The sequence below is a fragment of the Streptomyces sp. NPDC029014 genome (assembly GCF_055564695.1).
Genome location: NZ_JBVHVT010000183.1, coordinates 1 through 4,646, shown reverse-complemented (window position 1 = coordinate 4,646; position 4,646 = coordinate 1). Strand labels below are relative to the sequence as shown.

Annotated in this window: 4 protein-coding genes; 2 read left to right on the top strand and 2 right to left on the bottom strand. The window is 71.4% G+C overall.

The window, feature by feature from the left end:
* Positions 1-125: 125 nt before the first annotated feature.
* On the bottom strand, positions 126-1,388 hold the full coding sequence (gene hisS / locus ACZ4VL_RS40140; RefSeq protein WP_468210852.1) for a histidine--tRNA ligase: 1,263 nt from the start codon (positions 1,386-1,388) through the stop codon (positions 126-128).
* A 10-nt stretch (positions 1,389-1,398) separates the two neighbouring features.
* Complete coding sequence (locus tag ACZ4VL_RS40135) at positions 1,399-2,112, bottom strand: MBL fold metallo-hydrolase (protein WP_468210849.1); 714 nt, start codon at positions 2,110-2,112, stop codon at positions 1,399-1,401.
* A 164-nt stretch (positions 2,113-2,276) separates the two neighbouring features.
* On the opposite strand from ACZ4VL_RS40135, the gene ACZ4VL_RS40130 reads away from it, so the two are divergent.
* Entirely contained in the window at positions 2,277-3,059 is a 783-nt protein-coding gene (locus tag ACZ4VL_RS40130; RefSeq protein WP_468210845.1) for a peptidylprolyl isomerase, read from the top strand.
* 187 nt (positions 3,060-3,246) lie between these two features.
* Positions 3,247-4,476 (top strand): DUF349 domain-containing protein, encoded by a 1,230-nt coding sequence (locus tag ACZ4VL_RS40125; RefSeq protein ID WP_468210842.1) that lies wholly within the window; start codon positions 3,247-3,249, stop codon positions 4,474-4,476.
* Positions 4,477-4,646: the final 170 nt, after the last annotated feature.

Sequence of the window (4,646 nt, the reverse complement as noted above, 5' to 3'; positions counted from 1 at the left end):
GACTGGGGGGCAGGACGGGAGGGCGGAGGGACCCGGGGGCGGGGTGCTGTCCAGGAAATCCCCCACAGCCAACATGGGGGGGGGGCAGAACGGCGGCGTGGGCCCCCCCCCCCCCCCCCACCGCGTCACGCGAGCTTCGCGCACACGCTCTCGACCAGCGCGTCCAGCGCCACGGCCGTCTGCTCGCCCGACTCCATGTCCTTGAGCTGGACGACGCCCTCGGCCAGGTCGCGGTCGCCCGCGACGATCGCGAGGCGGGCGCCCGAGCGGTTCGCGTCCTTCATGGCGCCCTTGAGGCCCTTGCCGCCGAAGGAGAAGTCGGCCGCGATTCCCTCCCTGCGCAGCTCGACGACCTTGCCGAACAGGAGTCGGCGGGCCTCGTCGCCGATGGCGACGGCGAAGACGCTGGTGGCCGCCGGGATGTCCAGCTCGACGCCCTCGGCTTCCAGGGCCAGGACCGTGCGGTCCACGCCCAGCGCCCAGCCCACCGACGGCAGCGCCGGGCCGCCGATCATCTCGGACAGGCCGTCGTAGCGGCCGCCGCCGCCGACCGCGGACTGGGAACCCAGGCCGTCGTGGACGAACTCGAAGGTCGTGCGGGTGTAGTAGTCCAGGCCGCGGACCAGCTTCAGGTCGTCCTCGAAGGCCACGCCCGCCGCGGTGATCAGCGTGCGAACCTCCTCGTGGTAGGCCTTGCAGCCGTCGCAGAGGTAGTCGCGCAGCAGCGGGGCGTCGACCAGCTGCTTCTGGACGTCGGCCCGCTTGTCGTCGAGCACCCGCAGCGGGTTGATCTCGGCGCGGCGCAGGGTCTCCTGGTCCAGGTCGAGCCCGCGCAGGAAGGTCTGGAGCGCCTCGCGGTAGACCGGGCGGCACTCCTTGTCGCCGAGCGAGTTCAGCAGGATGCGGAAGTTGCGCAGGCCCAGCGAGCGGTAGGCCTGGTCGGCCAGGATGATCAGCTCGGCGTCGAGGGCCGGGTCCTCGGCACCGATGGCCTCGGCGCCGACCTGCGAGAAGTGGCGGTAGCGGCCCTTCTGCGGGCGCTCGTAGCGGTAGTACGAGCCGGAGTACCAGAGCTTGACCGGAAGATTGCCCTGCTTGTGCAGGCTGGCCTCCAGGGCCGCACGCAGAACGGAGGCCGTACCTTCGGGACGAAGTGCGAGCTTGTCTCCACCCTTTGTTTCGAAGGCGTACATTTCTTTGGTGACGATGTCGGTGGACTCGCCCACGCCGCGGGCGAAAAGGTCGACATCCTCGAAGCCGGGCGTCTCGACGTACCCGTAGCCAGCCTTGCGCAGCGGCGCGGAGATGGCCTCGCGGACGGCCAGGTACTTCGCCGAGAACGGCGGGATCAGGTCGTACGTGCCCTTGGGGGCCTTGAAGGTGCTCACGAAAGTCTCGTCACATTCCTCGTCGTGGAGCGGCGGTCGGGTCCGCTCCCGGGCCGGCGGCGACCTCCCGCAGGTACGGGTTGGTCGCGCGTTCGCGGCCGATGGTGGTCTGGGGACCGTGGCCGGACAGCACCACGGTCGAGTCGTCGAGCGGCAGGCACACGCGGGCCAGCGAGTCGAGCATCTCGGCGTGGGAGCCGCCGGGCAGGTCGGTGCGTCCGATGGAGCCGGCGAAGAGCAGGTCGCCCGAGAAGAACACCGAGGGGATGTCGGCCTGCTCGGGCATCCGGAAGGTCACCGACCCCCTGGTATGGCCGGGCGCGTGCGACACCGTGAAGTCGAGGCCGGCCAGCTTCAGCGCGGCGCCGTCGGTGAGCTCGCGGACGTCGTCCGGCTCGCCGATGGTGATCTCGCCCATGAGCGGCATGCCGATGGAGCGGCCGAGGGCCTTCTCGGGGTCGCTCATCATGTAGCGGTCCTCGGGGTGGATCCAGGCGGGAACCTCGTGGGCTCCGCACACCGGGACCACCGAGGCCACGTGGTCGATGTGGCCGTGGGTGAGGACGACCGCGACGGGCTTGAGCCGATGCTTCTTCAGCGTCTCCTCGACTCCTCGGGTGGCCTGGTGGCCCGGGTCGATGATCACGCACTCCTCGCCTGCGGCGGGGGCGACCACGTAGCAGTTGGTCCCCCAGGCCCCGGCGGGGAACCCGGCAATCAGCACGTTCGTCCTCATTCATGTCCGGCGGGAGGGTCGGCAGCGGCCGTCGATCGCCAATGCTGCTGCTCAGAGCCTACCGGCGCGGCTCGTTCCACAGCGAACCCATATACGGTACGGCCTAACCGAGCGCGCACAGCGGTACCAGACACGTACAAGGAGACGACCCGGTGGTCACGAGCGATCAGCGTCGGCGACAGCTCGCCAGGGAGAAGTTCGAGCGTCAGCAGCAGCGACGGGCCGAGGCCCGCCGCAAGGGACGGCAGCGGGCGACGGTGATCGGCGCGGCGGTGGCCGTGGTGATCGCCGCGCTGGTCGGCCTGATCGTCGGCGGCGTCTTCGACTCCGGCAAGAAGGACGAGGCGGCGGAGCCGTCCGCGAGCCCGTCGGCGGCACCCACCCCGAAGCAGTCCCCGGCGCCGGCGATGGCGATCGACCAGAAGGCCAAGTACACCTTCGCGCTGAAGACGAGCGCCGGTGACATCAAGGTCGAGATGGACGCGGCGAAGACCCCGGAAACCGTCAACTCGTTCAAGGCGCTGGCGGACAAGGGCTTCTTCGACAACACCAAGTGCCACCGCCTGACCACCTCCGGGATCTACGTGCTGCAGTGCGGCGACCCCGAGGGCACCGGCATGGGCGGCCCCGGCTACACGATCGCGGACGAGAACCTCGACGCCCTGGGCAAGCCGAACGAGCAGGGCCAGGTGATCTACCCGGCGGGCACGGTGGCGATGGCCAACACCGGCCGCCCGCACACCGGCGGCAGCCAGTTCTTCCTGGTCTACAAGGACAGCCCGCTGGCGCCGTCCTACACGCCGTTCGGGAAGATCGACGCGGCGGGCCTGAAGGCGCTGGAGGAGGTCGCCAAGGCCGGTACGGCGGAGGGCGGCCAGGACGGGGCCCCCAAGACCCCGGTGGTGATCCAGAAGGGCACCGTCACCCAGAACTGACGGGCCGGGCGGCCCGCCGGGCCGGCCCCGCGCCCCCCGCGGCGATATTCCGTCGTGCGGGATGCGGACAGCCGGCCCGGCGGTCGCCTATGTTGGCGTTGTGCAGGGCGGGCGCTGCCCGCCCCAGGAAACTGTGGACGATGCCCGGGGGTGGACCCCCTCGCAGGCATCAGGTGGAGGAGGCGCTGTGAGCAGCGACCCGTGGGGCCGCGTCGACGAGACGGGCACCGTGTACGTGCGTACTGCCGAGGGGGAGAAGGTCGTCGGCTCGTGGCAGGCGGGCACCCCCGAGGAGGCCCTGGCCTACTTCGAGCGCAAGTACGAGGGCCTGGTGGTCGAGATCGGCCTCCTCGAGCGGCGGGTGCGGACCACCGATCTGTCCGCCAAGGACGCCCAGACGGCGATCGAGCACCTGCGCGCGCAGGTGGAGGAGCACCACGCGGTGGGTGACCTCGACGCGCTGCGCGTGCGGCTGGACAAGCTCGTCGCGGACGTGGATGCGCGCCGCGAGGAGCGCAAGGCGCAGAAGGCCAAGCAGGCGGACGAGGCCCGGACGGCGAAGGAGACCCTGGTCGTCGAGGCCGAGGAGCTGGCGCAGAGCGACCAGTGGCGGTCCGCGGGCGAGCGGCTGCGGGCGCTGGTGGACACCTGGAAGGGGCTGCCGCGGCTGGACCGCAAGTCCGACGACGAGCTGTGGCACCGGTTCTCGCACGCCCGTTCCGCCTTCTCCAAGCGCCGCAAGGCGCACTTCGCGGCGCTGGACGCGCAGCGCGAGGACGCCCGCAAGGTCAAGGAGAGGCTGGTCGCGGAGGCCGAGTCGCTGTCGAAGTCGACGGACTGGGGTCCGACGGCCGCCCGCTACCGCGAGCTGATGGCGGACTGGAAGGCGGCGGGCCGGGCGCAGCGCGAGGCCGAGGACGACCTGTGGAACCGTTTCCGCGGTGCGCAGGACGTGTTCTTCGCGGCGCGCAGCGAGGTGTTCGCCGAGCGCGACGCCGAGCAGGTGGAGAACCTGAAGCTGAAGGAGGAGCTGGCCGAGGAGGCCGAGAAGCTCGTCCCGGTGACGGACCTGAAGGCGGCCCGGGCCGCGTTCCGCTCGATCAACGAGCGCTGGGAGGCCATCGGCCACGTGCCGCGGGACGCCCGTGGTCGGGTGGAGGGCCGGATGCACGCGGTGGAGCGGGCGATCCAGGAGGCCGAGGAGGGCGAGTGGCGCCGTACGAACCCTGAGGCGCGGGCCCGTGCGGCCGGTCTGACGGGTCAGCTGCAGGCCGCGGTGGACAAGCTGCGTGCTGAGATCGACGCGGCGCGTGCGGCGGGCAGCAACGCCAAGGCCGACAAGCTGGCGCGCGAGCTGGAGGGCCGTCAGGCCCTGCTGGACCAGGCGCTGAAGGGCCTGGAGGAGTTCGGCGGCTGAGCCGCCGGTCGGACCGCACGGGGGGGGGGGGGGGGGGGGGGGGGGGGGGGGGGCTCGGGGGGGGGGGGGGGGGGGAGGGGACCGAAGTTGAAACTGGGGGGGGGCTGGGAGAAACAACACTGGTGGAGGGTCCCGGGGCACTGCTTTGCTTTTGGGGGGTTTTTTTTTCT